The sequence below is a fragment of the Granulicella mallensis MP5ACTX8 genome (assembly GCF_000178955.2).
Lineage (GTDB): Bacteria > Acidobacteriota > Terriglobia > Terriglobales > Acidobacteriaceae > Granulicella > Granulicella mallensis.
In genome coordinates, this window is the sequence record NC_016631.1 from 5,328,493 (window position 1) to 5,353,380 (window position 24,888).

Annotated in this window: 24 protein-coding genes; 21 read left to right on the forward strand and 3 right to left on the reverse strand. The window is 59.9% G+C overall.

Annotated features, from left to right (window positions below):
- Genes ACIX8_RS20630 through ACIX8_RS20640 form a run of 3 tightly spaced genes read right to left on the reverse strand, consistent with a single transcriptional unit; the run spans position 1 to position 2,108 of the window.
- Complete coding sequence (locus ACIX8_RS20630; RefSeq protein ID WP_014267325.1) at positions 1-261, reverse strand: hypothetical protein; 261 nt, start codon at positions 259-261, stop codon at positions 1-3.
- A 40-nt stretch (positions 262-301) separates the two neighbouring features.
- On the reverse strand, positions 302-1,021 hold the full coding sequence (locus ACIX8_RS20635; protein ID WP_014267326.1) for a hypothetical protein: 720 nt from the start codon (positions 1,019-1,021) through the stop codon (positions 302-304).
- Positions 1,005-2,108, reverse strand: a complete 1,104-nt coding sequence (locus ACIX8_RS20640) for a ThiF family adenylyltransferase (protein WP_014267327.1) — start codon at positions 2,106-2,108, stop codon at positions 1,005-1,007. Before ACIX8_RS20640 ends, ACIX8_RS20635 begins: the two co-directional genes overlap by 17 nt.
- Before the next feature lie 189 nt (positions 2,109-2,297).
- On the opposite strand from ACIX8_RS20640, the gene ACIX8_RS20645 reads away from it, so the two are divergent.
- From ACIX8_RS20645 to ACIX8_RS20745, 21 genes are all read left to right on the forward strand, one after another.
- Entirely contained in the window at positions 2,298-3,248 is a 951-nt protein-coding gene (locus ACIX8_RS20645; RefSeq protein ID WP_014267328.1) for an FHA domain-containing protein, read from the forward strand.
- A gap of 1 nt (position 3,249) precedes the next feature.
- Positions 3,250-4,716 carry a vWA domain-containing protein gene (locus ACIX8_RS20650; RefSeq protein WP_014267329.1) on the forward strand — a complete coding sequence of 489 codons (1,467 nt, stop codon included), beginning with the start codon at positions 3,250-3,252 and terminating at the stop codon, positions 4,714-4,716.
- Positions 4,717-4,734: 18 nt separating this feature from the next.
- Positions 4,735-5,235, forward strand: coding sequence for a hypothetical protein (locus tag ACIX8_RS20655; protein WP_014267330.1), 501 nt, complete (start codon positions 4,735-4,737; stop codon positions 5,233-5,235).
- 3 nt (positions 5,236-5,238) lie between these two features.
- On the forward strand, positions 5,239-6,579 hold the full coding sequence (locus tag ACIX8_RS20660) for a hypothetical protein (RefSeq protein WP_014267331.1): 1,341 nt from the start codon (positions 5,239-5,241) through the stop codon (positions 6,577-6,579).
- Positions 6,580-6,602: 23 nt separating this feature from the next.
- A complete protein-coding gene (locus tag ACIX8_RS20665) occupies positions 6,603-7,058 on the forward strand; it encodes a hypothetical protein (protein WP_014267332.1) in 456 nt (151 codons plus the stop codon).
- Between the two features lie 46 nt (positions 7,059-7,104).
- Positions 7,105-7,581: a hypothetical protein gene (locus ACIX8_RS20670; RefSeq protein WP_014267333.1), complete on the forward strand. Its 477-nt coding sequence runs from the start codon at positions 7,105-7,107 to the stop codon at positions 7,579-7,581.
- A 67-nt stretch (positions 7,582-7,648) separates the two neighbouring features.
- The gene (locus ACIX8_RS20675; protein ID WP_014267334.1) at positions 7,649-8,098 is read left to right on the forward strand and encodes a hypothetical protein; all 450 of its coding nucleotides are present in this window, start codon (positions 7,649-7,651) and stop codon (positions 8,096-8,098) included.
- 72 nt (positions 8,099-8,170) lie between these two features.
- Positions 8,171-8,533: a hypothetical protein gene (locus tag ACIX8_RS20680; protein WP_014267335.1), complete on the forward strand. Its 363-nt coding sequence runs from the start codon at positions 8,171-8,173 to the stop codon at positions 8,531-8,533.
- A 29-nt stretch (positions 8,534-8,562) separates the two neighbouring features.
- A complete protein-coding gene (locus ACIX8_RS20685; protein WP_014267336.1) occupies positions 8,563-10,254 on the forward strand; it encodes a hypothetical protein in 1,692 nt (563 codons plus the stop codon).
- Complete coding sequence (locus ACIX8_RS20690) at positions 10,245-11,243, forward strand: type VI secretion system baseplate subunit TssG (RefSeq protein WP_014267337.1); 999 nt, start codon at positions 10,245-10,247, stop codon at positions 11,241-11,243. The genes ACIX8_RS20685 and ACIX8_RS20690 overlap by 10 nt, the downstream gene beginning before the upstream one ends.
- Positions 11,240-13,039: a hypothetical protein gene (locus ACIX8_RS20695; protein ID WP_014267338.1), complete on the forward strand. Its 1,800-nt coding sequence runs from the start codon at positions 11,240-11,242 to the stop codon at positions 13,037-13,039. The genes ACIX8_RS20690 and ACIX8_RS20695 overlap by 4 nt, the downstream gene beginning before the upstream one ends.
- Positions 13,040-13,068: 29 nt before the next feature.
- On the forward strand, positions 13,069-15,813 hold the full coding sequence (locus ACIX8_RS20700; protein ID WP_014267339.1) for an ATP-dependent Clp protease ATP-binding subunit: 2,745 nt from the start codon (positions 13,069-13,071) through the stop codon (positions 15,811-15,813).
- Complete coding sequence (locus ACIX8_RS20705) at positions 15,810-17,966, forward strand: family 16 glycoside hydrolase (RefSeq protein WP_014267340.1); 2,157 nt, start codon at positions 15,810-15,812, stop codon at positions 17,964-17,966. Before ACIX8_RS20700 ends, ACIX8_RS20705 begins: the two co-directional genes overlap by 4 nt.
- A gap of 33 nt (positions 17,967-17,999) precedes the next feature.
- Complete coding sequence (locus tag ACIX8_RS20710; RefSeq protein ID WP_014267341.1) at positions 18,000-18,728, forward strand: PP2C family protein-serine/threonine phosphatase; 729 nt, start codon at positions 18,000-18,002, stop codon at positions 18,726-18,728.
- Between the two features lie 115 nt (positions 18,729-18,843).
- Complete coding sequence (locus ACIX8_RS20715; protein WP_014267342.1) at positions 18,844-20,403, forward strand: type VI secretion system Vgr family protein; 1,560 nt, start codon at positions 18,844-18,846, stop codon at positions 20,401-20,403.
- Between the two features lie 3 nt (positions 20,404-20,406).
- Positions 20,407-21,045: a hypothetical protein gene (locus tag ACIX8_RS20720; RefSeq protein WP_150110689.1), complete on the forward strand. Its 639-nt coding sequence runs from the start codon at positions 20,407-20,409 to the stop codon at positions 21,043-21,045.
- Positions 21,046-21,061: 16 nt separating this feature from the next.
- Entirely contained in the window at positions 21,062-21,799 is a 738-nt protein-coding gene (locus tag ACIX8_RS20725) for a hypothetical protein (protein ID WP_014267344.1), read from the forward strand.
- 18 nt (positions 21,800-21,817) lie between these two features.
- A complete protein-coding gene (locus tag ACIX8_RS20730; RefSeq protein ID WP_014267345.1) occupies positions 21,818-22,726 on the forward strand; it encodes a hypothetical protein in 909 nt (302 codons plus the stop codon).
- 24 nt (positions 22,727-22,750) lie between these two features.
- A complete protein-coding gene (locus ACIX8_RS20735) occupies positions 22,751-23,488 on the forward strand; it encodes a hypothetical protein (RefSeq protein WP_014267346.1) in 738 nt (245 codons plus the stop codon).
- 39 nt (positions 23,489-23,527) lie between these two features.
- Positions 23,528-24,088, forward strand: a complete 561-nt coding sequence (locus tag ACIX8_RS20740) for a hypothetical protein (RefSeq protein WP_014267347.1) — start codon at positions 23,528-23,530, stop codon at positions 24,086-24,088.
- A gap of 120 nt (positions 24,089-24,208) precedes the next feature.
- Complete coding sequence (locus tag ACIX8_RS20745) at positions 24,209-24,787, forward strand: TetR/AcrR family transcriptional regulator (RefSeq protein WP_014267348.1); 579 nt, start codon at positions 24,209-24,211, stop codon at positions 24,785-24,787.
- Positions 24,788-24,888 lie beyond the last annotated feature (101 nt).

Here is a 24,888-nt window from a genome sequence, read left to right on the forward strand (position 1 = left end):
TTACCCATTGGTGGCTGCGGTCGAGACGCGCAGCACGTCGTTGGGACGCACTCCCTGCTGAGAAAGAGGCGCAGCAAAGTCGAGGCTCGATCCGTTCCAGATCACCTCGGGCTCACCATCGCCCTTCAGCACATTGCCGCGTTCGCGCAGGTCGAAGAGGATCTCCTCCAGCACCATGTTGAGGGTCTCTCCCTCGTCGATATCGACGTTGTACTTCGTCTCGCCGCTGATTGTTTCGAAGTAGATCTGATACTTGGGCATGGCCGACTTATTCACCTTCAAGGGATTAGGCGCAGCAGACTTATACGCCGTGGGTTTTAGCAGCTTGTGTCACCGTCATGGTAAGCGATTCCGGTAAATCGGGGAGTGCTTTTCCGCAACGCTGGCACTCTCCGTTATTGAAGTCCCAGCACTCCCGGCACTGCGGACGCCGGCAGTGAGGGCAGATCCGCAGATCCACCTGCTCGGCGGAGCCGAGACACATCTGGCAGCGGCCATACGTAATACGAGGCCCCGCAGCCTTCGTCCACCACTTTTCACCCGTGGGCAGAACCGGGACGCGCTGTTCCAGGCACAAGGTGCAACGCCTGTGCTCGAAGCTCCAGCAGGTCTCCTCGCAGACCTTCAGGTGGCAGCGGGGGCACTGAAAGCTCAAGGCCTGCACGCCCATTCTGCGATTGCACAGCGCACAGCGTATCCGGGTGCGCAGCAGCACGAACATTGTCACGCCACTGCCTGCGCCGGCGAGCAGAAAGCTGAACCACTCGGCGAAGTCGCTGCGAAACGTGAACTCCGCCAGCAAAACACTGAGCAGTACAACGCCCGCGCACACCAGCGGAGGCAGCCAGGGACGGCCCGAAGGAAGATCGAAGTGCATCCACAGCAGCGTGATACCGGCGCTCAGAAGCAGTGCAGCTGGCAGCGCAACGGCGCCACCACCAAGGCAAGCGCCAAACTGGACCGAGCCAAGCAAAATCATCACACCGGCAAGCAGCGCAAAACGTTCAAGCGACCGGTTCATCAACGTCCTTCCTTCTCATCATGGGAGCAAAAACACGGCGGAACAGGTATAGATGCTGTTTCGTTAATCCTAGCTGCCGCGGCGTAAAATCCGCCGCAAAATCTTCATCTCCCACACTATCGATGATCCTGGTGGGTTCATAGCTGCCGATGGTGCCGCACTGCGCGCAGACCGCTTTACGGCGAAGCCGGGCGACGCGCAGATTCGGCGTGCTCTGGTGGCCGCACACACGGCAGCGTGCCTCCAGGCAATGCGGCCAAAGTAACTGTACCCGCATATTGTTTCTATGGAGCGAATCCCGAATAGGTTGATCGTAACCCAGTGGAAGCCACTCGCCCTCAGGCAGATCGTGCCAGGGACAGGCCACACTTCGGGGCAGCTTCAAATCCTTCTGTATCCATGATTGTGCCGTAAGATCCCACTCGATACGCGAAGAGAAGGAAGTTTTTAAACAATGTTTATCTGCGGAGAAAGACTGAATTAACTCAAGCATGGCGGCGGCGGTCTCTCGCACGGCATCGGGCGCGCCAGTCATGGCAGGAGCTTCCGCAGGAAGGCCGCATCCCAAAGAGGTTGAGAGGGCATAGGATAGCAGCTCGGCGCGCCTGATTTCGGAGATTCCACAAAGATAACAGGCAGCATCGTGCGAGGGAGAAAACCAGGACACCCGTCCGGCAGGAATCCCCTCTCCCCTCACGCCGCCATCCAGCATCGGCAGGTTCAGCACACGGGCGGCAAGGGCAGTCTCGACTCGAGCCAAAGTACTGTCAGTACAGGAGATAACGAGATCGCACAAAGCCAATCGGCCTAGACCGGTATCCGCAATCTCTGCCGCAAAACTCTCCCAGGTCAGGCTATACTTTTGCCGGGCCCAATCGACAAGTAACTCTGTTTTGTAGTGGGTGAAGGCTTCATGCTCCTCTTCGGCAACGATGTCTCGATACAACGAACTAAGAGCCACATTGTGCGGCTCAAGCCGGTCTGGATCGATGAGCAAAACGTTGGAGAAGGAGTTTTCAGCCAGCAGCCTGCTCAGCTCGGAGCCAAGTGTCCCTGCACCGACCACAGCAAGACGCAGGTCTTTCAAGCGTTCTCCGATAGAAGTGCAGTAACGATGCTGCGGAAACTTTCCCCATTAATATTAATTGACATTTCTTGCATACAACTTCATGCCTTCTTGATTACTCCAATACACTTTACACACAACTCAGAACGGTACCGGCCAGGAGCCGTCTCGTATCTGCTGTTGAATTAATGCTATTTTCCGATTGGCAAGATGAGTATTTATCGTGGGCTTTATTTCTCGACGTTGATCGGTACGCTGGGTGGGCTTCTGGCATCACTATGCGCTGTTCTGCTTTCGATCCCGATGGCAGATACAGGACTGCGCTGGTTGCCGGACACTGTGAGCCTCATGGCCTTCGGGCCTGTGGTTGGCGTGCTCCTCTATCTTCATTTTGACCGCGTTCTGCTGGGCAGGATTCGCGGCTCCTCTATCGGATTCGGACTACTCCTCGGCGTGCTCTCCGGCGCTGCCGCCTCGGCGCTTGCCTTTGAGCTGCGGAACGGCATCTCCTCTACCTCTCCCACGCTCTATCGTGTGACGGTCTGGGCCTTCTGCTTCTCTCTCATCGGTCTGGGCCTCGGCCTTCGCTGGATGCAGACGAATCGCGGACGCATCCTTCACACCTATGCGGGCAGCCTTGCCGGCGGCCTGCTGGGCGGGCTGGCCTTCATCCTCTTCACACCTCACCTGTCGGCCGGAATCTCCATGTGCAGCCTGATCCTCGCAGGTGCGGGAACGGGCTTCGGAAGCGGAATCGCCCCGGTCCTGGTGCGCGAAGGCATCATGCGCTTCATCAGCTCCGGCGACGCGCGGGCACAGAACAAGCTCGGCAAGAACAAGACCCTGTGGGATCTCGCCATGGGTGAGTCCTACGTTCTCGGCAGTGCTCCAACAGCACAGAGCGGAAGCCGTTTTCAGCAGGGTGCCGATATCTGCATTCCCGATTCTTCCGTCGCTCCGCGCCATGCCGTTGTCTTTCATAAGGATGGCCGCTACTTCATCGCACGGCATCCAGATGCGTCCGGTCCCGAAGGCATAGCGAAGTACGTTCTGCGCATCAAAGGAAAGACGGTGGTCAGCTCACAGGAGCTGCATCCCACTGATGATCTTCTGATTGGCCGCACCGCTCTACGCTTCGAAAGCAGAAAGCAAGGGGAATAGCGTGAAGATCATTCAACATCTTGCCGTTCTCACCTGCGCTGCCGCGGCCATCGCCTCTGCCCAGCAACCTGTGAAGCCGTCCCGGCTGCTGCTGACCTCCCAACCCAAGTTGGTGGACTGCGCTCCCGTCATGCAGTCTCCGTGCATGTCGGCCGCTGTTACACCGGGCGATGCCGAGGGCAAGCCCGCTCCGGTCACCCTGCCTGCGGCGTCACAACTTGCGGGGGCTTTCACCATGCAAAGCGCCTCCGGTGAGGCTAAGCCGTTCTATGCCAGCGCTGGAAGCGGCCCCGATGCCGGCCAGCACACCAACGTCGTCCTGATGATCGTCGATATCAGCGGCAGCATGAACCAGCCGATGGCCGGTGGCAGCACTCGATTCCAATCGCTTAAAAGCGCTATTGCGCAGTTCCTCGCAGGAATGCAGGAAGGCTCGGACCGCGTCGCCATCGTCCCCTTCGAGAGCCACAACGTCGTTTCAACGATTCGATCCGCAGTCTTCACAACGCATCGGGCCGATGCCCTGGCGCAGTTGAATGCGCTTCCCGCCCCCGGCCCCAAGAACAACACCGCGCTCTACCAGGCCGTCTTCTCCGGCGTTGATTCCATGAAGGGCGAGCTCGCTTCCCTGCAGCACGAGGGCGCTACCCTCGCGGAACTGCAGCCCCACCTGATCGTCATGACCGACGGCAAGAACGAAGTGGCCCCCGGCGACGATCCTCAACTCTTGAACGGCGACCTTGGCCTACAGCAGGCCGTGGCCCAGGTCCAGACTTCGAACCTGGACACCATCGGCATCGGTTTCGGCGATAAGAACGACATCGATGCAGGCGCCCTGCAGAAGCTCACCAAACGGTTCTTCTATGCCTCGGACGCCAATCAACTGCTCGCGGCGCTGCATGTCAGCCGTTCGGCGGTCAGCCATTCGATTCAGATCACCTGGCCGCTGTCCGAGGCCAATCGCGTTGCCCTGATGGGCCGCGACCAGATCTGGACGCCGAGCATGCAGCTGGAAGACGGCTCGGTCCTGACCGGCGACCCGCTTCGCCTCATCGTCCCGGCTACCAACGCCCCCGCGTACGACCGTGCAGCCTCACCCCAGGAGCTGGAAGCGCTGATCGCCACCCATCCGCCAGCGAATTCCGGATGGTCGAGCGTTCTCGTCCACCTATTGCTCTATCTGGGTGCGTCAGCTATCTTGCTCATACTGTGGTTTTGGGTGCCGCGATTGATCTGGGGAGAACAATATTCTAGTTCTGTCCCTGACCGCTCACGGCGCTGGAGCAGCGATCGTTCAGGTGTCACCTCCGCCTCCGGCGTGCAGGTACGTTCGACCTCGAACCTTCCCGCAGGTTTCACCCCGGAGCTCGAATCTGCCAGCCCGCTACAACGTTCTGCTGCCCAGACGACGCAGGTTTTACCGCGTAGCGAAGCTTCCCGCACACGTCTTACTTTCGATCAGAATTAGCTGAAATAGGAGCCCTCTATGCCTCTGGTAAAAGTTGTTCGTAAAGGAGTTACCCCCGCGGTTCGAAAGGTTCCCACCTCGACGGCCGCCGCGATGCTGCCGATGACGCTGAATCGCGTTGGTGGCGAAGCCGTCTCCGAGACGGAAGACCTGGTGAAGGTAGAGGACCTCGGCGATGCGTTCCGGAAGTTCGAGCCCAAGCTCAGCTTTCGTGGCTACGCCGGCCCCGAGGAGACAGAGTTCCGCTCCGAGTTAGAGTTCCGCTCCATCAAGGACTTCGATCCCGAGAACCTGCAGAAGCGGCAGGAGGTCAAGGATGCAGAGGGTAATTCTCACTTCCTGCGCAACGACCTGGCCGATCTGAAGCAGAACATCGACCTGCTCTACCGGTTGAAAGACCGCTGGAAGCTGCCGGCAGTACGCCGCGCCTGGAGCAATGCCGCCCAGCGCGAGGAGATCGTCAATGCTCTCGGCAAGCTGCGCTCCGAACTCGAACGTGTTGCGGAAGGGGAGAAGTAAACCATGGCTGAGACCACGACATTGAACCGCACCACCGAGCAGATCCTGGGCAACAGCCCCGCACGTGAGTTGCTTCAGGACATCTTCGCCGATCTTCATCCCGGCCTGACCAACGAAAAGCGCGACCTGGCCAGCATCTTCTCCGCCCAGTCGGCCAAGGAGTTCCTCGGCCAGCTCACGAACTTCGAGCAACTGATCAGCGCCGACGACAGCTACGAGCAGACCGTCAAGAAGCTGCAGGGCCAGATCGACAGCGCCGAAGGCATCCGCGATCAACTCCTGTCGCAGATCTTCGACCAGATCCGCACGCTGGAACTCTCGTACCGCCAGATCCAGCTCTTCTTTGAGAACTCCAAGGTGGGCGACGGCAAGATTCGCAAGCCCGTCGAGCTCTTCATCCTCAACGCCGACCCGAAGGCGATGCAGGATATCTTCTCCATGAATATCGCCGCGCTGGAGCACTTCATCGTGCAGCGCAACGATAACTTCAACTTCCGCGACGACATCTGCAACCTGGTGATTCCGGGTTATTATCCGCAGCCTATCCGCGAGAAGTTCGAACAGATCGCCAATGCCTGGGGCATGCTCCTGATCGGCGACCTGGACGATGAGACCTCCTTCAAGAACGTCGAGCGTAACTTCCTGCCCGGCGGCAAGTATGAGTTCCTGAAGCGGCCCGAAGACCAGGCTGCCTCGGACGTCTGTCTGATGGGTTATCTGCAGTTGCGCGCCCCTCACTGGTTCGAAAAGGACAGTGACGCCAGCGAAGGGCTCTACAGCCCTCCGTCGATGGTCTTTGCAGGTGCGGTTGCACGCGCGGACGATGCGCAGGGCATGGCGCAGGGTCCGGTCGGCTCCCGCTTCGGCCGGGTCCATGGCGCGGCCAAAGCTCGCATCGAGCCGCTCATCGGCCAGATGGAGCACCTCTCCATGGAACGCCAGCTGATCCCGATCATTCGCGATGCGGACAACCACCTCTGCTTCTACGGTTGCCGTACGCAGGCCGACGATCCGTACGGCGTGCTCAAGTTCTTTACCTCCTACCGCATCCTGCGGTACCTGGAACGCTGCTGCCGCCACTACCTGCTGCAGGTCGCGGGCCAAGTGCTGACGCGCGACTTCATGGACCAGCAGATCGAGACTCCTCTGAAGCGTCTGCTGGACGAGCAGGTAGAGCAGGGCACGATTCTGGGCTATGACCTGTTCGTCGACAAGGATTCCAACAAACGCATGCAGGGCATCTGCGACATCACGCTGAACGTGATGCCTACCGGACCTGCTGAAACCTTCGTGCTCAAGATCGATGTACCGGAGTTCAGCCGCCCGGAACCCGCAAAGAACTAGACCCCCCGCTGAGGTGTATTGGGATGAATCAGGTTCGATTTCAAATTGGTGTGCCGCGCGCTGGATCGGCCGCACATCAGGCAGAACAGGAAGACCATGGGACCAACCCCGGACGGATCGTTCGTCCGGTGGCTGGCTCCGCCGCCCGGGCAGCAGAAGAAGAAAAAGCTGCCGGCGGCCGCACGACGCAAACCAGCGCCGGATTTTCATTGCGTGGTCAGAATGGAACGGTAGTTCGTAATGCGGCCGTCACCCCGGCTGCATTGAACCACCGGGCCGGGGCGCAGACGCCCCCGGCCGAAGCGCTTGCGCAGCCCGCACGACCGGCATCGCAACAGGCGTCCGAAACGCTGCCCTCCAACCCTAGAAGCAGCAACGCCGAACCCCCTCTCGCTGGTCCGCTGCAGCTTGCCGCGAGCCGGTTTCAAACGCTGGTGCAATCGCTCTTTTCTCCGGGCGATAAGACCGGTAAGCCCTAAACTGCCCAACGCCATAACCCAACCCTCACCCTAAGGAGCTTCCCCTATGGCAAATCCATACCGCACAACCGTCACCATCGATGGCCAGAAGTTTCAGGCAGTGACAACCAGCGTAAAGTTCAACACCGCAAAAGATCGTTCGGGCACGGCCCAGATGGGCTCGCTCTCCACGAAGATTCGCGTGTGGGCCGATCTTCACGACGACACCAACCTCCCCTTCTCCACGGTGAAGCACTTGTTCGATCTCTCGAACGTGGTGACCCGCGACAAGATCAAGCCCATCAAGATCGAGTTCTGGAAGGACGATTCGCAGCAGGACGCCCTGCTCTCCTACAGCTTCAATGGCTGGATCCGCCGCTTCGAAACTTCGAACCCGCTCGACTTCCTTCCGAAGGCACAGTCCGTCAACACGGAAGATGCCCTGGCCGAGGGAGCAGCACCCAGCCTGAACCACATGCTGGTGCTCGACATCGAGCCTGCGCTGAATCAGCAGAACTTCCAGGCTGTTCAGATGAGCAACTAGCCAGGCGCTGCTCTCGCATTGTTCTGATCACGCCCGACGTCGGGCCCACCGAAAGGACTGATTTTTTATGGCAAATCCCTCACGCAGCACCTGCACGATCGATGGACAGAAGTTCGACTGCCTCTCCATCTCGGTCGCGTTCAGCACCGATAAAGACCGCTCCGGCATGCCCCAGATGGGCTCGCTGGCAACCGACATTCGTGTGTACGTCGACTTCCATGACGACACGAACATCCCCTTCTCCACGATGAGCAATCTCTTCAACCTGTCCAACGTCGTCACCAAGGACAAGGTCAAGGCGATCAAGCTCGAGTTCTGGAAGGACGATGCCCATCAGGACTCGCTGGCCGCCTACAGCTTCAATGGCTGGATCAGCGGCTTCCACACGCTCAATCCTTACCAGAGCGATGACCAGCTCGCGGACGAGAGCCATGCCGGTGTAAACCACATCCTGGTGCTCGACCTGGAAGCGCAGATGAACCAGCAGAACTTCCAGAACATCTCGCTGAGCAACTAACGTTTTGCCTTCGGGGCCCGGGACGATACGTCCCGGGCTTTGAAGTTCTTTTCGAGTACACGGAGCTACCGAGTGCAATCCATCGCCTTTCCGATGCGGCTTCAGGAAAACGGACTGTTGCTCCGCGACGACAAGATAGCTTCCCTCATCGCGCTGCTCCAGATGATGGCACGCACCCCTGCCGGCTCATGGACCGCATGTCCGACGTTTGGCCTGCGCGACCTCTTCGAGAACAGCCGGCAACGTGCCGATGTGGCACGGCTTGCCGCCTTACGCATTAACGAGACCTTTGAAGACCTTGGAATCGATGGCTATACGGTGACCGAAATCGTGCGTGAGATCAGTCCGGGCCGTGAGACCGATACGTACTCCATCACACTTGAAAACACCGCGAACACAGAGACATTCACCACGTATGTGGCACACGAGCAGTAGCGCAAAACCGCGCGGGAAGGAGGAAGACGATGAGCAGCCATACCCCAAACGTTCTTGAGATCGACCGCAAGCTCCGCGACGACTTCCGTCGCCGCGTAAAGGACTTCGGCGTCAGCACCGAGACGACCGATCCCCTGCTCGCCGTACTCTTCCGCACCGTGGCTCAGCAGATCGATCAGGTCTACAGCGACACCGCGCAGCTTCGCCAATCGCTGCTGCATGAGCTGATGAGCGGCCTGCAGGTGCAGCAATATCTTGCGACGCCCGCACAGGCGGCGGTCCGGCTGATCAACGATCTCAGCGAGCCGCGCGTGCTGCGCGCAGGCACGGAGCTGAACGCTGTCGCCTCCACCGGCGAACGGCTCTCCTTCGGCCTCGACGCGACCTTTGAAGTCTCGCAGGCGCGCATCGCGCTTGCCCTCAGCTATCAGGACCAGTCCCTGCGCCTGCTGACCGGCGTGGAGATGAGCGATACCATCCAGGCGATGCGGCCTTCGTCCGATCCGGTCCCCGTGGGTCTGGGGCCGCAGCCGGCGCTGTATATCGCCGTTGAAAACCTGCCGCCCGGACTACTCAACCGTCACAGTCTTTTCTTTGAGCTGAGCCCCGGCACCTACCCCGTGCAGCATGCGCTCTGCCATGAGCCATGGTGGATCTTCGGCGAGGACGGCGATCTCTCCGGCGAAGGCCTGATGCGCCCCAAGCGCATCAACGGCGGTGTCTACCGGCTCGAGTTTCAGTTGGGCCAGAATGAGCCGGTCGGCATGTTCGATGCGCCGCTGCCTTCGATCCCCAATGGCTTCTACACAGGCCGGCAGTACCTGTTTCCGCCCATGCACGCAGGCCAACCCCTGCTGTGCCGGGTGCCGCGTCTGCTGGAACCGGCGCTTACCCGCATCCTCAATCGCGACGCGGCCCAGCTGCTCTCCGAGCCTCGGCTCTGGATCAAGATTCCGATGCCGCCCGGTGTACCGGCGCTGCACCACGCGATCAACGGCATCCTGCTGCACACCATGACAGCTTCGAACGTCTTTGCGCGCAACCAGACGATCCACTTCGAGCGCGACGGCATCTCGATCCCCGTCGTCCGCGAAGGCGGCACGCCGGAGCACCTGGTGGCTCCGCTGACCGTGATGAGCGTCGATAACGATGCCTATGAGGCAGCCACTCGCCCTGGCGCGGATGCCTCCGCCGGACGCTTTGAGCTGCACAACAATCGCCTGACGCTCTACCCCGGCACGCACAGCGACGGCACGCCACACGCAGCCGCGAACATCCGCCTGTGGCTAACCAACGGCGCACTCGGCAATCGGGTTGGCCCCGGCGACATCACCAGCTTTGCCAATGCTGCCTCGCTGACCGGGATCAGGCTCACGCCTTTTACCGCAGCCTCGGGCGGCTCCGACGGAGAGCACATCGCCAGCGAAGAGCGGCGCTTTGCCGACGCCCTGCTGACGCGCGGCCGCATCGTGACGCGGCAGGACCTGGAGACTGCCGCACTCGCTGTAGATCGCCGCATCCTCAATGCGGTGACGGACTCCGGCATGGTGCGCAAAGAAGAAGGAATTCGGCGCGTGGAACGGCTGCACCTCACGCTCGACTCGCACGCCTTCTCGAAGCCGGAGATCGAGCTGCCCGCGCTGAAGTCACAGATTGAAACCTCGCTCGGCGCGCGCCTGGTGCAGGGGCTGGAACTGGAGGTAGCGTTCACATGGAACTAGCCTCCGCTATTCCCACTCCCATTCCTGCCTCGACGGCACGGATGCGCCGCATGCCTGCCCTGGCCGAAGGCACCCACGCGCACAGCCACTCCATCCACTCGGCTCTGGCTTCGCTAACGGCGCTCGGAATCAGCCAGCATCGCATCGTGGTGCGCTGCACAGGGCGAGAGTCCGTCGCGGCGGGCACCGTGGTACGCCAGGAACCGGCGGCAGGCATGCCGATCTTTCCCGATACCTCCGTGCATCTCGACATCGCCGGACTGGGCTTCTCGCACTCGCTTCCCGTCGGCATGTGGGACTCCGGCGGCGAGACCCATGCAGGCACGCGCGAGATCCTCGAACCCTTCGACGATCCGCTCGAGAAGCTGAGGCACTGGTTCCATGAGGGTGCGCCGCTCTTCCGCATCTCGCCGGACGACCCCGCGGCCTGCGCCCGCTGGTTGAAGCTCTTTGGCATTAACGCCGCCGAGTGGCCGCGTCCGCTCTGGTACCGATTGGCCTCGCTGATCGCCAGCGTCTCGCAGCTTAGCTGCTCGCAGGATGGCTGTGCTTTTGTACTGCGTACGCTGCTCGATCTTCCCGTGGAGAGCTTCTCATATCATTCGTCAGTCTCTGCCCTGCCCTCGACCGCACTCTCCTCGCTGAGCACGCACGCCTCGCGGCTGGGCGTCGATCTGCTGATGGGAGACTCCGTTGAAGATCTCGCCACCTTGCAGGTAGAGATCGGGCCGGTCTCGCTCGAAACTTACGAACGTTACACCGAAAGCGAAGAGGGTGCGGCTCTGCTGCGCCGCTCGCTCGAGATGATCATGCCCGTCTCCACCCGCTATGACGTGCGCTGGTCCGTGCTGGACCGCAACCAGGCCCCACGTCTTGGGATGAAAGAACACAACGCCCGTCTCGGCATCAACACGCACATGGGAAGACAGCTCTCCTCCGCACCACAAAACAATCAGCCGCAAGAATCTACCAGTTGGAGCAACGCATGAACGAATCGCGGCCAGAAACGCGCAATCTGTTGAACCTGCGGTCGGTGAACTGGGAGCATGGCATGCTTCTGACGCCCGATCATTTTCTGCGACAGGAGCAGTATCTCGAGTCGCTTTCGGCGTGGGGCCTGCGCTATCTCGCCGCGGCCAACGGCCTGGTGGGCGGCGGCGTGCGGATTCCCGAGAGCGATCTCGGCACCGTCCGCTTCGATCCCGAAGTGACGCTCAATGAGTCGGCGGAGCACCTCGACATCTCCGTGTCGCGTGCGCGCGGCATTACGCCCTCCGGCGCCATCGTCGACATCGAAACCGCGGGCAGCATTTCGAACCGCTTCTCGAAGGACCACCTCGCGGGCGTCGCCGAGTCCGTGGTCTACGTCGTCCTCGATCCGCTGGTTCGCATCAAGAGCAACGGCGTCATCGACTCTTTCAATCCGCAGATGCGCACCGAGCGCATCCCCAGCTACCGCATCGCGCTCAATGTCACGGCAGCGGAACGAGCTAACGGCCTAGCCGTAGGCCGCATTCGCCGTCCTGCCACAGGCATGTACTTCGAGGCAGACCCAGGCTTTATTCCCGCGTGCATCTCGGTCGCCGGACACTCCGAGTTGATGACGGGCAGCCGCCGCATCCTGGACGCCATCAATCGCCTCGCCTCGGGCTATGCGGAGCTGCATCGCGCCATGCGCGAGTTCATGGTCATCTTCACCGAGCGCGGTCTCGAGACGGAAGTCGACCGCGACTCGATGGCGTTTGCCGAACGCATGGTGCTCGAACTGCAGGACACCGCGTACGCGCTGCTCGATCGCACTCAAACCCCTGAGAACTTCTTCGGTCGCGTGCGCCGGATGCTGCACTCCGCCGCCATCTTCTTCGATCTCGCGACCGGCATGCAGCAGTACTACGACATGCTGCGCGAGACGGGCGAAAGCGAACTGCTCGGCCTGATCGAGCTTCAGAAGCATACGTTGCAACTGGGCCGCAGCCTGCGGCTCGACGAGGACCTCGGGCTGGAGGTGCGCAAGATGCTTCAGTCGCTCGCCGGGCTGGAGAAGCTCGAGCGCGCGCTCGAAGGCAAGTACATCGACTTCCGCAAGAGCGCCTCGCTCGAGAGCACCAACTTCATCTTCGACCGCGGCGGCAAGGCGCTGTACAAGCTGGCGGCGCGACCGTCCCGCGTGCAGGGCGTTGCGGACGAGATGACCATCATCTTCTCGAACCTGCGGCTCGAAGGCCGCGACCGCTACCGGCTCATCCTGGTCGGCGACCGCGCCACACCGTGGCTTCGCGGCACGTCGATCGGCGCGGAGATCCGGCTGAATGAGGGCTCGGGCTTCCGCCGCGAGAGCCTCATCCTCACCGGCGACGTAAAGTTCGACGAGCAGAACAACATCGAGCTCGACTTCGAAGCGCCCGACGTTCCCACAATCACCGACCTGCGCGTCACGGTGCCCGCGTATCACACCGTGCACACCGCGCTGCTCTTCCTGCGCCACCGCTTCTATGCCAGCCGCCAGGACAACCTGGAGGCGCGTACCGTCGAGCGCGAATCGGAACGCACCGGCATCCTGCCGCGCCCGGAGAACGTCTCCACGTACGCCGCAAAGAGCACGCGTACCGAGATTCCCGCGCCAGTAGCGCAACGGCCTATGACGCAGCCGATCGAGCGCATGGAGAGCACGACACCAGCCACGCCGGCACCCGTCATCCAGCCGCCGTGGATGCCTCGCGATAACCCTGCGAATGGAGCTGAGGAAGACGCCTCCAACCGCCCACGACGCCGCCGTCTGGAATAAACCGCGCTAACCGCAGAAAGGAGTCGTACATGGCTTTGGATCTCAGCAAACTCTCTGACGAAATGGAATCGGCTCTCTCGGGGGCACGATTGCTGGCCGAGCAGCGCCGCCAGGCGTTGATTCAGCCCGAGCATCTGCTGCTCCTGCTGATCGACAACGAAGGCTCGAGCCTGCGTGCGATCCTCGAGCGCAAGAACGTGGCGCTGCTTCCCCTGCTCGATGCCCTCTCGCGCCGCGCGGACACGCTCTCTGCGCAGCGGCTGGAGGAACTGCGTAGGCCTCTCGCATCGCAAGCCCTGCGCGCGCTGCTGGCGGATGCGTTCAAGCTCTCCGAAAGGCACGGACGCCCTGCTGCCGAGGCCATCGACGTACTTGAAGCTGCACTCACGACCGGTACGAACGATCTGCGCAACGACTTCCGCAAGGCCGGTTTTACGATCGAAGATATCGAGCAGCCTGTTGCCTCTGCGCCTCAGACGCGTAGGCCCCAGACAACCGCTGCCGCCCAGGCTCCGCAGAGCGCCAATGAGACGGAGCTTGCGGGCGGAGCCAAGATGCTGGAGCGCTTCGGCCGCGACCTGACCGCCGCTGCAGCCGCCGGGGAGTTGATGCCGGTGGTCGGACGCGACGAAGAGGTGCGGCAGCTCATCCAGACGCTGCTACGCAAGACCAAATCCAATCCCGTGCTGGTCGGCGACCCCGGCACCGGCAAGACCGCCATCGTCGAAGGCCTCGCGCTGCGCATCGCCGCACAGGATGTGCCGGAGAGCATGAAGCGCTGCCGTGTGATCGCGCTCGACCTGATGGGCCTTGTTGCGGGGGCCAAATACCGGGGTGAATTCGAAGAACGGCTCAAGGCCGTGGTCGACGAAGTTCGTCTGCGCAAGGGCGAGATCATTCTCTTCCTGGACGAGATTCATCAGCTCGTAGGCGCGGGTGGCACCGAAGGCGGCATGGACGCCGCCAACATTCTGAAGCCGGCCCTCGCACGTGGCGAACTGCGCTGCGTAGGTGCGACTACCTTTGACGAGTATCGCGAACGCATCGAGAAGGACGGCGCTCTGGCGCGGCGGTTCGAGCGCGTGCAGGTGGGCGAGCCCAGCGATGAGGCGATGCTCTACATCCTGCGCGGTATTCGCGAACGCTACGCCACCTTTCACGGCGTCGACCTCACCGATGAGGCACTGCACGCTGCCATCAAGCTTTCGCGCCGCTACATGCGCGACCGCTTCCTGCCGGACAAGGCCATCGATGTCATCGACGCCGCAACAGCACGGCTGCGCATGCAGCTCGAGTCGCGCCCCACGGCGCTCGATCAGCAGGAGCGTCTGTTGACACGGCATCGTGCCGAACTGGAGACGCTGCGGTCATTGCCGAAGCTCAGCGCCGCGCAGACCAAACAGATCACCACACTCGAAGAAGAGATTGCCACGCTCGAACCGCGCGTCGCCGCCGACTCCGAGGCCTGGGAGCTCCAGCGCAACGCGCGGATCGACCTCGGCAAGACCGTACAGGCTATTGAAGAGAACACCCGCCTGCTCGCAGCCGCCGAAGGTGCGGGAGATGTGACGAAGGCCGCGGAGATTCGCTACGGCGCGTTGAAGCATCTCGAAGCGCAGCGTGCAGATCTTGAGGCTCGCATCGCCGCACAGCGCGAGAGCGGCAACATCACCATCGCAGACAAGGTTCTGCCTGAACACATCGCCGAAGTCGTCGCGGAGCGCTGCGGCGTGCCTGCCTCGCGCATGCTGGAGAGCGAGCGCGACCGCCTGCTGCATCTCGAAGATCGCCTGGGCGAGCGCGTCTACGGACAGCCCGAAGCGATCCGCGCGGTGTCTGAAGCGGCACGCCGCATGCGTACCGACCTGCAACTGAAGCGCTCGCCTGCCTCTTTCCTCTTCGTCGGCCCCACCGGCGTCGGCAAGACGGAGCTGGCCAAAGCGTTAGCCGAAGCACTCTTCGACGACGAGAGCGCGCTCATCCGTATCGATATGGGAGAGTACAAGGACAGTGCCTCCGCGGCGGGCCTCATCGGCTCGCGCCCAGGCCTCATCGGCTCTGACGAAGGCGGCTTCCTCACCGAACAGGTGCGCCGCTCTCCCTACTCCATCGTGCTCTTCGACGAGGTAGAGAAGGGCCATCCCGAGATCCTCGATCTTCTGCTCGGCGTGCTCGACGAAGGCCGCCTCACCGATGCCAAGGGACGCTTCTGCGACTTCACCAACACCGTGGTGCTCTTTACCTCCAACCTCGGCGTGCGCGAGTCCATGGCAGCGGGCGAGGACAACGCTCTCCGCGAGCAGATCATCCTCGACGCAGTCCGCGCCAACCTGCGGCCGGAGCTCTACAACCGCATCGGACAGGTCATTCCCTTCCACCCACTCGGCATGCCGGAGCTGGAGCGCATCGTCACCGGCCACCTGCGCGCGCTGAAGCGCAAGCTGGAGGACGATCGCGAGTTGCACCTCGAGACCACGCCCACCGCCATCGATCTTCTGGCGCGGCTCTCCTACGATCCGGAGTACGGCGCACGTCCGGCGGGCCGCGTGATGCAGCGCGAAGTGCTGTCGCCGCTTGCCGAGATTCTGCTCGGCGGAGACGCCATCCCCGGCTCCACGATTACCGTAGACGCCACGCCTCTTGAAACAGCCACCGAGGGAAATGAAGAACAGCCTCCGCAGGAGATGATCTTCTCGCTCATGCAACCTCACGAGTCTGACTCATTGAACGCCGATGTAACACCTGATTCCATGCCCGAGGAGGTCGCTCTATGAGCCTGTCCCCGTTGCCTCAGTACTATCGAAAATCTGCCGCTCTCTTTGGCGCCTTCGCGCTTGCCACCAGCCTGTCTGCCGCGCCCGTTCCCGATCCTTCGCTCTCGCTCTTCAACGGGACTTCGATGGCGGGTTGGAATGCTCACGGAACCTGGGGCGCAAGCAACGGAAATCTCACCAGCAATGGCACGGGCAACCGCAATGTGCTCACCGCGGTTCCGTTCGCCGACTTCAATCTGCAGTTTGAGTACTTCGAGAGCGCTCCCACCGGAGCCAAGCTGCGCCTGTGGGCCTCGCGCGAGAATAACGGCGGCTTCACCATCGATCTCGATAACAGCGATGCTCCTTCGGGTATCGGCGGCATTGAGACCATCTCGGTCTCCTCGATCAAGAATCTTCCGTCGGCCTGGCATCGCGTCCAGGTAGACGCCTCCCACGGCCAGATCACGGTTCGTGTCGATGGCCTGCCTTCGGGCACGGCCTCCGGGCTCGGTTCACGCGCGGGTTATATCGGCTTCGAGGCCACCGGCGGCGCAGTGCTGCAAGTGCGCAATATCAGGCTCACCCCACTCGATCCCGGCAGCACCTTCAACAATACGGACCTCAGCGGCTGGAAGAGCATCGCGCGCAATCCCAATGCCAAGGGTGGGCTGGGTCACTCTGTCGAGAAGACCTTCACCATGGGCATCGGCGGCGGCAGCACCAAACCGCATGAGGCCAAGTGGTCAGTCCATAACGGCGCGATCCACGGAGAAAGCGGCCCCGGCGGTCTGGAGAACGGCAATACCGCCGAGGACGCCATCATTCAACTGGTGGCGTCGGTCAAAGGCGAGATTAAAAAAGAGAACTTCACGGCTCTCCTATTGCGCAACACCGCAGGACAGCTTGAAGGGGGCTATGAGGTCGGTATCGGCCCCTACGCGGGCGGTATCGAACACCTCGAAAGCCATGCATTCGGCAGCGCCGAGACCCCGGTCAACGAGACCATCGTCATCGGTGGGCGCACCATCGCCATCTGGATCAACGGCGTCCTGACGACCGTACACACCGACTCCCGCCCGGACAGCAACAACAGCGCGCAGGGAGCCCGCACCACCGCCGGCGCCATGACCCTGCTCCTGCCGAACGGCGGCGAACAGCTGGACGTGCAGAAGTTCATCACGACGGTCCTGCCGAAGACCTACGGCGCACCGGCACACACTCCACCGCCACCGCCGCCTACACCCCAGCCGACACCCCAAACCGCCGCAGCCGCTGCGCCGGCGGCCCCCTCAGTAGCAGAGACGGCATTGATCCAGCAACAGCAGAGTGCCGCGAAGAAGGATGCCACCGATCAACAGAACAAGCAGAAGGTGGCGTCGCTCATGGGGCAGGCTCTGGCGACATCCGACCCGCAACAACAGATGAGCGCGTACGGCCAGGTCGTCCAGATCGATCCGTCGAACGCCGCAGCCGTGCAAGGTTATAAGGAAGCGCAGCAGAAGGTCCAGGCCCAGCAGGAAGAACAGGCCAAGGCTTCTACCACTGCCGTGGTGCAGCAGCACGACGAGCAGACGCGCGAACAGCAGACCAGCGAATCGTTGTCGAAGGCGCAGAGTGCCTTCCTCGCGGGACATCTGGCGGCTGCCAGCGGTGCCCTTGCCATTGCGGAGCGCCTGTCGCCCAGCAATCCCCTGGCCCACGATCTGCGGACTCGCATCAGCGCCGCGCAGATGCTTCGTTCGCGACTTGTCATGCTGGGCAGTGGCGCAGGCCTGCTGGCCCTCGTGGGAATGATTGCGATGTGGATGCGGCGCAGGAAGATGCAGCGCTTCCCTGTGCTTGAGATCACGCGCGGGCTCGACTCTGGCCGCACGCACCCGATCGACAAAGACATCGTCCGCATCGGCGCGGTCGCGCAGGACGGCGGCCAGAAGAACGACATCGTGATCCGCGACGTAGAGCATGCCATCTCGCGCTTCCACTGCGAGATCGTCAAGCGTGATGGCCAGCTTTACGTCAACGATCTCAACAGCTCGAACGGCACCCGCTTGAACGGCGCACAGATCAAGCCGGGCAGTCCGGAACCTCTACGCAGAGGCAGCAATATTCTGCTGGCTAATGCCGTGGAACTGCGCTTCGATTATGACCGTGGCGCGAAGACAAAAAACTGAAATCCAGGCAACAGGAAAGAGTAATAGGGCTAGATGGAAATTCGGATTCGGGCAGCGGCATCGAGCGATGTAGGGCGGCAGCGCCGCACCAATGAGGACGCGTTCGGTTTCGATTTGGATCGCGGACTTTTTGTTGTGTGCGATGGGGTCGGAGGGGCTAACGCGGGCGAGGTCGCCAGCCGGGCCGCCGTCGACTGCGTGCTCAGTCGCTTCCCCTATACCGTCCACGATCCCAATGCAGGAGGGCCGGAGCTGCAGCGCGCCATCCAGGCCGCGAACCGCGCGGTGTACAAGGCTGCCGCCCACGAACCGCTCTACCAGGGCATGTGCACGACCATCGTAGCCGCACACTTCGACGGCGCACGCATGTGGATCGCCCACGTGGGAGACAGCCGCGCCTATCTCCTGCGCAGCCAGTCGCTGCATCGCCTGACCGACGACCACTCCCAACTGGCGCGTGTCCTGCGCGAGGGAGATCGCCACATCACGCCGGACCAGATGGCCCGCTGGGACAGCGTTTTGACCCAGGCCATCGGCGCTTCGGAGTTTGTCATGCCTGCCGTCACCATGGTGCAGGTCCACCTCGGAGACTGCTTTCTCTTCGCCACGGACGGCATCTGCAAATCTCTGTCCAACGGCGAGATGCTCTCGCTGTTGCTCACCACTTCAACGCCGGAGCAGGCGTGCCAGCAGCTGGTCGATGCCGCCAATCGCTCCAGCGGGTACGACAACGCGACCTGCATCGTAGTAGAGATCGACTAATGCCAACCACACGCTATCGATCAGCCTTCAATCCGTCGACCAGAGAAATACCACGACCGGCAACGCAGGCATTAAGCAACGACTCGTAAGAACACCGACTCACCAGGAGATATCCATGGCCCTGCCTCAGATTCAAATTGGCGACAACCTCATCGGCGATGCCCAACTTTCCTCCGTCGAGATTGTGCAGGAGTTGAATCAACACTGGTGGTGCACCGTCGTCTGTAAGCAGACAGAAGATCAACGCATCCCAGTAGAAGACTTCCTCGGCAAAGCGGTATCGATCAAGATCACGGACGAGGATGGCATAGAACATGTGCCCTTCTCCGGCTTCGTACTCAAGGTCGATCTGGAGTACGAGATATGGGGTAGCTACACGGCCCAACTGTTGGCTGTCAGTTCCAGTTACCTCATGGACGTAGCCCCACAGAAACAGTACTACGCCGCCCAGACGCTCTCCTCCATCGGTAACGCCGCCGCAGGGCGGGCAGGCATCTCCTTCTCGCAAAGCGGCAGCAGCTCCAAGGCGCTGAACTATGTGCAGTACGGCGAAACGGATTTCTCCTTCCTGAACCGTATCGTCGACGACTACGGCTGCTGGATGCGCCCGAAAGAAGGGGGAGTGGAGGTTTTCAACAGCTTCCAAACCGGTGTCAGCGTGCAGTGGCGCGGCGAGGGCGGCCTTCTCGATCTACGTCTCAGCGGCAGGCTCTCGCCCGCATCCATGAGTGGCGTGCACTACGATCATCACGCCATGCAGTCCAACAGCTTTGAGAAGGTCAGCACACCGCCGGACTACTACGACTCAGCCCAACGAATGACCAGCGCCGTACAATCCGCCTCCGTCGCGCTGCCCGCCGGCTTTGAGCCACAGCGCGCCCGGGCCATGACGCTCGACGATTTTCAGGACCAGTTGCACGCGGAAAGCCAGCGCTCCCTTGGCAGCGCCGTTACCGGCAGCGGCCACTCGCGCAATCAGCAACTCATGGCTGGCAATACGATCCAGATCGAAGGTACGCTGGATGCTCAGGGCATCTATGGACTCACCCGCGTCGTCCATCACTGGACGCCGCAGGGCTACACCAACGCGTTTGACTGCACACCCTGGAAGAACTATCGCAACGCACAACCACCTGCTACGCACACCTGGAACGGTATCGTCTCCGCTCGCGTTGTCGACCATAACGACCCGAAGAAGATGGGCCGCATCAAGGTGCAATACATCTGGCAGAGCGATAGCTCCACCCACTGGGCACGCGTGACCTCGCCCCATGCGGGCCCGGATCGAGGCTTTATGTTCATGCCGGAGATCGGCGACGAAGTCGCTGTCGCCTTTGAGGACGGTGATCCTGAAAGACCGGTAGTTCTCGGTGCGGTGTGGAATGGCGTTCATACCCAACCGCGCGACGAACTACGTGGCGGCGATGTCGAAACCAACGACGTCAAACGCCTCGTGACAAAGAGCGGCAATCGCCTGCAATTCTCCGACAAGGAAGGTGTAGAGACAGTAGTATTGGCGACACCGAACAATAACCTGATTAAGATGACCGAAAGATCCGATCAGACCGGAAGAACCAATATCACCATTGAATCGAAGACGGGCGATATCATTCTCCACGCGCCCAATGGGCGAGTACATATCGAATCGAAGTTCTACTCCAAAGATGTCGGTTAGGCTGTGACAGTCGTAAGCGGTAGGGTTGCCGGCAAACACAGAGGAGGATCGAAACGAGATATGTTACATACCTGGGAAGACAAGAAGGCCGTTTATATGAGTCCCACCATTGTTGGGCTGTGCGTCGTGGCTTTCCTTCTGCTTGTCGGATGGATGAACCGTGATTTTGTGCACGGATGGTTTTCGCACATCACCCCAGCTTCCAAAAACGAGCTTCGGGGCGAATGGGTAGGACATCTCGACATTGATGGCATGCTGGAGCCAGACCAGAAAGACGTGAAGAAGAAAGCTGTGATCCGCTTCAATCTGAAGATCACAGACTCCTTTTTGGAGAAGTATGGCGGTCGCGGTGAACTGACGATTGAAGGAGAGAAGCCTCAATCCATTGAGGTACGCGATCTCTGGCCGCAATCGAATCCAAAGGATGGCACCTTTCAAACAGGCATCTGGCTGGACACATATACGCCTGAGACCAAAAACGATTCGTTTTCAGGTGGCTTCAAGGGCATATTCAAACCGGGTTCTTTGTCTCTTGAAAGAGACGACCAGGGTGGCTATTCGATGAAGGGCGTCCTGCAAAAAGGGAGCGATGCGGACTACGACGCTCTCGTGAAACAGATGCAACAAACCGTTGAAAAATAAATCCAGGGAGGATGAAATGGCTGACGGAAAAGAACAGACAAGCTCCGAACAGGGCGAAGGCGGCGGAGAGAAGAAAGAAGAAGGTGTCTTCGGCAAGATCGTCAAAACCATCACCTACAGCAATGGTTATAAGAATGACGGTAAGGATACCGGCTTCAAGGCGTTGAACACAGCAGCAATGAACTCAACGGCGGCGATTGCTGGAATGAAAACAGGAACCAAGCAGACGAAGATCAAAGGCGACACCGTCTATCACTACCTGAACAACCATTACGTCGTCGTGGATGGCAACGACACTTTATATGTAAATAAAAAGCAGTCCCAAACGGTTCACGGAGATGCACAATTTCTGTACTCCTCCAACTATTTGCAGGCTGTAAAGGGCAACCAGAATACTCGCGTCAACCAGAATCGCACCCTCATTGTGCTCGGCGAAAGTGAAGAAAACTACGTCGGCAAGCATGAGGTCACCGCTCCGGAGGAGTTCGAATGGAAGTCATTCGAACGCGGTTTCAGCTTCAACAAGCTGGACCTGATGGGCGCTGGGGTGGATATTCATGGCGTCGAGATCACAGCTCACGGAGCGGATGTAGACGTAGGCATCGAAAATGCCGAAGGCTCGGTCTTTCATCATGAGATCAAACTAAATCACGATGAAGGTACCGGGGTGATCACGCGGGTAGGCGTAGAAGCCGATGTTCTGTTACGCGGCGATATCCTGGTCGATATTGGACTGGGAACACCCTTCCGCTAGAACCCAAGGAGAGCGTTTGTGGCAAAGCTCGAAATTTCTATTCCTCCCCTCAAGGGGCGAAAGCGCCTGCTCAACAAGCAGGACTACGCCCCTTGGGTTCGCGCCGGAGATGGCTTGAACGATTGCATGTTGTTCTGGATGCCGGTCTCCGGATTTCCCCTCAGGGCTCAGGAAAAGGTTTGGGTTACAGAGTTTCTTCGGCGCCTGTCATCGCGATTGAAGGACGACTTCGAGCTGCGTTGTGAGATATTTTTTCGGTATAAACAGATCACCGAGGAGTTAGGAGACGCCTACCGCGCGTACTCTCTCCAGTGCATGAAGCTGATGGGAATGGGCCGATATACCGATGCCGATATCCCACCCACCCCGACCCACGCCCAAATCAAGGAACAGGTGGAGAGCGGAAAAGAGATTGATTTTCGTGAATGGATTGCCGACTTTCTGATCTGGTTCATGACCAAACAACCGGAGCGGCAACGGGAGCTATTCCTTGGACACGGCGGCATGCTGACATTGTTTCTCCCCGCCGATCCAAAGACTGCTCCTCCCAAAACACCCTTCACTCCTGCCCTCCGCGCCTCTATGCCCGTCTTTCAAAAGATGGATGTAGATGGAATTATCGCGGGAGCTTTTGCATCCCAAGATGCCTTTCTGGAAAAGAGCAAGGCCCTGTTCGGTACCAATCTCGAGACAAGACCGGAGTACCCGGGAATTCCTTTTGTCTTACCGATGCTGGAGAGCGGCCACTTCTTCATCGCGACGGAGGAGTTACGCACGAAGTGGTTCAGCCTGTTCGACCTCTACATTAACGAGAGCATCAAGGATAAGGGCATTCTTCTCGCCTTTCAGAAGGAACAGTATGAGGATGTGTTGCTGGATGTACTGGAGTCCATGCGCGACGATGGGTTTGTCTATCGTGTCGAGTGACTTTGAACCTGTGCGAGGCGACCAATGCAAATAAAACTGGATCCCATTGAGATGGCGTCCCCGTGGCAGGCTGCCCTGCTGCGCGTGTCGGCATTCCCAGTCCCCACGGGAGAACTCAATCCCATTCGCTTTTTGCTGCAAAATCTCAGCGAGGTGCTGATGCAGAAGTACGGTCTGCGTCACGAAATCCTCCTGCAGCTCTGGAACCTCTCTCCGCAAACAGGCAGTAATGTGCTGAGTGCACATATGAAGGCATGGTCGCCGGAGTTTGGCCTTGGCGTATGGCCGGATCGAGGAACCCCTCAGGGATGGACAGAAGAAGCTATGGTCGACGCCGCTGCTGCCGTCTTTCGCGGAGACGAGCCAGCGCGGCCCTCCCATCGTCTGCTCCGCCTGACAACACCGGAAAACCAACGGATCGATGCTGCTGCAAAGATGCGCGGCTTTGGAGTGCAGATCGAACTGTTTTCGAAGGACCCTGTCGAACGCATCGAAGAGCGCGGCAGAGAGCTCTTTCTCCCTTCCATCACGGAGGAGCGATTTCAGGGAGAGCCCTTCTATCTGCCGGTGCTGGATCGTGCGAGCCTCGCCGCGGCAGGTTCAGCCGAACAGCTTGACTCGTGGCTCTGTGGCGTAGAGGTCTATATCCGGGAAAGCGCGGAAGACAAGGGTGTATTGATTCTGTCTCGCTTCCCGCTGGAATCAGTCCTGGAGGAGGTCGCCAGGTTGTTCGCCAGCAAACAGGCCTTACAGAGCCTTTAACTACAGCACTACAAAACGAGATTGAGTGAAGGGTTGTCGATGAAACGCTTGACCACAGGCTCTACCGTGTCTCTTTTCGCAATCCTTTTTCTTGTGTTTGCACTGATGAATCGCGATTTGATCAGTGGCTGGTTTTCCCATGTCACTCCAGCACCCGCTGACTCCATTCGCGGCGAATGGGTAGGAAAGATGCAAATCTCCGGCATCTACGATCCAAATCTGCGAGATATCCAGAAGGATGCCGTTATACGCTTCAATCTGAATGTCACGGATTCCTTCTTGAAGAAGTACGGCGGCAGCGGAGAACTAACGATTGCCGGCGAGACGCCGCAAACCATCGAGATCCGGGATTTATGGCCCGAAACCTCCCCCGGCGACAATACGCTTCGGGCAGGGATCTGGCTTGACGGCCCCACACGGGACAATGACCCGATCTCTGGCGAGTTCAAAGGAACCTTTGAACCAGGTATCTTATCGCTCAAACGAACGATCAACGTAAGCCTGGGCTACGTCATGCAAGGGGTGCTGCATAAAGGCACCGACGCCGAGTATGAAGCGCTCCTCAAGCAGATGACACAACAGAGCAACGCAGAAAAATAAGCAGACCAGGGTGCGCCAGCACACTATTTCAGGAGCGAAGTTGATCCATGCAAGCGGTTTGTTAACACACTCTAGAAATCAAATTGCATCCACTCCTACTAGTAGGTAGTCTAAAGAAACATGAGCAGCAATACGGCGGATAAAATTCGTGAGGCAGCGCATGATCTGATCGCCGCAAGGGGCTACTTCGGCTTTAGCTATGCGGATGTTGCCGAGGTAGTCGGAATCCGCAAAGCGAGTATTCATCACCATTTCCCCTCCAAGGTCGATCTGGTCGTAGCGGCTTTAGTTCAATATCGCGCGGACATGGTCGCTGCCGCCAAAGGTCTTGATAGCAAGGTCGTCGATCCCCTGCAACGCCTGAAGCTCTATGTACAGCATTGGGAGGAGTGCATTCGGAACAGCAATCGCCCGATTTGTATTGCGGCTTTGCTCAGTGCGGAACTCCCGGCACTTCCCGATCCGATCAAGGCTGAAGTTCAGTTGCACTTCAGGTATCTTGCCGGCTGGGTTAAATCGACGCTCAGAGATGGGGTCAAGTATGGCTCTATTCACCTGGAGCATAGCGCGGAGGTAGAGGCTCAGAGCTTTGTCGCTGTGGTGCACGGTGCCATGCTCTCGGCACGAGCCTTAGGCACTCCTGACGTCTTCACTTCGATTTCAAAAGCTGCCCTGGACCGCCTGCGCCCTTCGAACTAAATGTGGCTGGCGTAGTTCGCCTCTGCTAGTATCAGGATTATCCCTTACGGTAAGGTTACCGGTATCGGTGGTCTACCCTTAAACCTACCTACTAGTAGGTA

What these genes read in the sequence shown, in the direction of transcription:
- ACIX8_RS20665 (WP_014267332.1), top strand. Translation starts at nt 6,603, where the DNA reads ATGAATCAGGTTCGATTTCAAATTGGTGTGCCGCGCGCTGGATCGGCC.
- ACIX8_RS20690 (WP_014267337.1), top strand. Translation starts at nt 10,245, where the DNA reads ATGGAACTAGCCTCCGCTATTCCCACTCCCATTCCTGCCTCGACGGCA.
- ACIX8_RS20645 (WP_014267328.1), top strand. Translation starts at nt 2,298, where the DNA reads ATGAGTATTTATCGTGGGCTTTATTTCTCGACGTTGATCGGTACGCTG.
- ACIX8_RS20700 (WP_014267339.1), top strand. Translation starts at nt 13,069, where the DNA reads ATGGCTTTGGATCTCAGCAAACTCTCTGACGAAATGGAATCGGCTCTC.
- ACIX8_RS20705 (WP_014267340.1), top strand. Translation starts at nt 15,810, where the DNA reads ATGAGCCTGTCCCCGTTGCCTCAGTACTATCGAAAATCTGCCGCTCTC.
- ACIX8_RS20715 (WP_014267342.1), top strand. Translation starts at nt 18,844, where the DNA reads ATGGCCCTGCCTCAGATTCAAATTGGCGACAACCTCATCGGCGATGCC.
- ACIX8_RS20695 (WP_014267338.1), top strand. Translation starts at nt 11,240, where the DNA reads ATGAACGAATCGCGGCCAGAAACGCGCAATCTGTTGAACCTGCGGTCG.
- ACIX8_RS20745 (WP_014267348.1), top strand. Translation starts at nt 24,209, where the DNA reads ATGAGCAGCAATACGGCGGATAAAATTCGTGAGGCAGCGCATGATCTG.
- ACIX8_RS20685 (WP_014267336.1), top strand. Translation starts at nt 8,563, where the DNA reads ATGAGCAGCCATACCCCAAACGTTCTTGAGATCGACCGCAAGCTCCGC.
- ACIX8_RS20660 (WP_014267331.1), top strand. Translation starts at nt 5,239, where the DNA reads ATGGCTGAGACCACGACATTGAACCGCACCACCGAGCAGATCCTGGGC.
- ACIX8_RS20740 (WP_014267347.1), top strand. Translation starts at nt 23,528, where the DNA reads ATGAAACGCTTGACCACAGGCTCTACCGTGTCTCTTTTCGCAATCCTT.
- ACIX8_RS20670 (WP_014267333.1), top strand. Translation starts at nt 7,105, where the DNA reads ATGGCAAATCCATACCGCACAACCGTCACCATCGATGGCCAGAAGTTT.
- ACIX8_RS20710 (WP_014267341.1), top strand. Translation starts at nt 18,000, where the DNA reads ATGGAAATTCGGATTCGGGCAGCGGCATCGAGCGATGTAGGGCGGCAG.
- ACIX8_RS20675 (WP_014267334.1), top strand. Translation starts at nt 7,649, where the DNA reads ATGGCAAATCCCTCACGCAGCACCTGCACGATCGATGGACAGAAGTTC.
- ACIX8_RS20725 (WP_014267344.1), top strand. Translation starts at nt 21,062, where the DNA reads ATGGCTGACGGAAAAGAACAGACAAGCTCCGAACAGGGCGAAGGCGGC.
- ACIX8_RS20635 (WP_014267326.1), bottom strand. Translation starts at nt 1,021, where the DNA reads ATGAACCGGTCGCTTGAACGTTTTGCGCTGCTTGCCGGTGTGATGATT.
- ACIX8_RS20735 (WP_014267346.1), top strand. Translation starts at nt 22,751, where the DNA reads ATGCAAATAAAACTGGATCCCATTGAGATGGCGTCCCCGTGGCAGGCT.
- ACIX8_RS20655 (WP_014267330.1), top strand. Translation starts at nt 4,735, where the DNA reads ATGCCTCTGGTAAAAGTTGTTCGTAAAGGAGTTACCCCCGCGGTTCGA.
- ACIX8_RS20630 (WP_014267325.1), bottom strand. Translation starts at nt 261, where the DNA reads ATGCCCAAGTATCAGATCTACTTCGAAACAATCAGCGGCGAGACGAAG.